The sequence below is a fragment of the Mesotoga sp. UBA5847 genome (assembly GCF_002432735.1).
GTDB lineage: Bacteria > Thermotogota > Thermotogae > Petrotogales > Kosmotogaceae > Mesotoga.
Genome location: NZ_DJGL01000030.1, coordinates 6,848 through 8,779, shown reverse-complemented (window position 1 = coordinate 8,779; position 1,932 = coordinate 6,848). Strand labels below are relative to the sequence as shown.

Sequence of the window (1,932 nt, the reverse complement as noted above, 5' to 3'; positions counted from 1 at the left end):
AGACCAGATCCTGACCAAGAGCTCTTCAGGATGACCAATTGAGTTAGTTCATGCAACCTAACGTCCTGACCTAGAAAGGTTCTCCCTCCTGGCTAAGCCAGCCTTACGTCCCCGGATGGTTGGGGGTGAAATCCCCCTGGGCTACTCACCGATTTTGTCCAGTGCTCTCCAAAAGACAACGTTCATGTTTTCCCTCGTTGTAAAAGGCGAGAAAGCGTCACAGAGAGAAATCTTGAACAGATAATTACCTTATTATCGTATTTATCAGTTCATTTCTCCAATCTCCGAAATTCGTGCTGCCTTTGGCTGGCCAGGAAATGGGTTTGTCGGTGTTTTTTCTCGACTCATCCAGATGAGAATCGATGAATACATTAAGTACGGCCTCAGGAACCTTATACTGTATGTTCTCGTGTACGATACTCCCAGTTTCGATGTATTCCTTTATTCTCTTAATCACAGTTTTTGCACGATCGGATCTGACTTTCTCCTGTGAGCTACAGAAAACAAGGTTCACGGCTTTGACGAAACCATCAAAGTGTTCGGTGGCCAATCTTAGTTTCTCATTGTCTGTGATCACCTCTTCGAACATATTTATGTTTCTCGCATTGAAGGGATGTATGAACTTAACCTCAATGGCATACTGCACTTCTTTCTTATACGTCAAATCATCTTTATGCTTCCTTTCTATCGAAAGCGAGGCGTCTTTGTTTATCACATGCTTCAGAATCGTTTCGAGGTTAGCATCTTGTGGATTTTCGCCATCATGAAGTGTCTCGAATACAGAACAGATGAATTCTTTGTTTAGAACAACGAGATCGAAGTTGCCTCTATCACCGTATTTAGCTTCATTGTCGATCGATGTAATCGACACATCATTGCCATATCCCTCAAGAAGTTTGCGTTTTTCATATCTGAAATTTGTAGGATATTCTAGATGAACAAGGGAAACAGCTATCCCTTCTTCCCTGTGAACAAGCTCTATGCTGCCTCCCTCCATGATATCTTTGTGAAGAGAAGCATGGATGTCCGACTCTGTGAAGTAAAAGAAAGGATTCTCTCTGAATCTGTTTATCGTTTTCTTATGCCGTTATACACAAGCGTATCAGCACCAGTCATAATTCGATCCCTCCAGTTGTTTGGTTCCCGAAGATAACACACTCTCACGTGTTTTCAGCAGGTAGTTTGAGAATCGGTGATTTCAGGGGAAAATTCTATTTTGTGCGGCGCGATGCAGATTCATTTCAGTAGTAGGCCTGCTGTTTTCCGAAAGAAACAAATTCACTCCAGATATGATTCCTCCTTTCTATGAGCGCGTTCTGTCAAACAAGAATTGAGTAGTGTTTTTGTCATGTTGTATTTCCCCTTCACTAAGACCTTCGGGCCAGAAGAGGATATTCTTAAATACCAGACACAGTTAGGGATGTCCTGACTGTCTCATATATAGTCCTGCAGTTCATTCGGGGCCGTTCTGCAGATGCGGAAGCCTACGGCGTCGCCAGCAGAAGAGGGCTCCAGATAATCCCGATGTGTTACCCGGGCGAAAGTCTCGCTGAGACCTACGCTTCCGCCCCTCATGACCCGTTCGCAGTCGCCTTCCGCATTGTACGGGTTCACATTGGGGCTGTACCTGTAATAGTCTTCCTCGTACCAATCGGAGCACCACTCCCAGACGTTCCCAGACATATCATGGATTCCCAGTTCATTCGGGGCCTTACTCCCAACTTTATGTGTCTTGATTCCGGAGTTGTCGCAATACCAGGCGACCTCGTCCGCGTCTTCGCTCCCCGAGTATTTATGGCCTTCGCTCTTTCTTCCGCCCCTTGCCGCATACTCCCACTCTGCCTCAGTAGGCAGTCTGTATCCGCCAACCTTCGATACGTCGGTCGTTTGGTGCCCACTCGAGTCGAGCAAGTTGCCATCATCGTCATAAGC

Annotated in this window: 2 protein-coding genes; both read right to left on the bottom strand. The window is 45.9% G+C overall.

Annotation, left to right across the window (positions count from 1 at the left end; genetic code table 11):
* Positions 1–244: 244 nt before the first annotated feature.
* On the bottom strand, positions 245–997 hold the full coding sequence (locus B3K91_RS03340; protein WP_214060971.1) for a hypothetical protein: 753 nt from the start codon (positions 995–997) through the stop codon (positions 245–247).
* A gap of 437 nt (positions 998–1,434) precedes the next feature.
* The coding region (locus B3K91_RS03335; protein WP_292593984.1) for a formylglycine-generating enzyme family protein at positions 1,435–1,932 on the bottom strand (498 nt) is incomplete at its 5' end.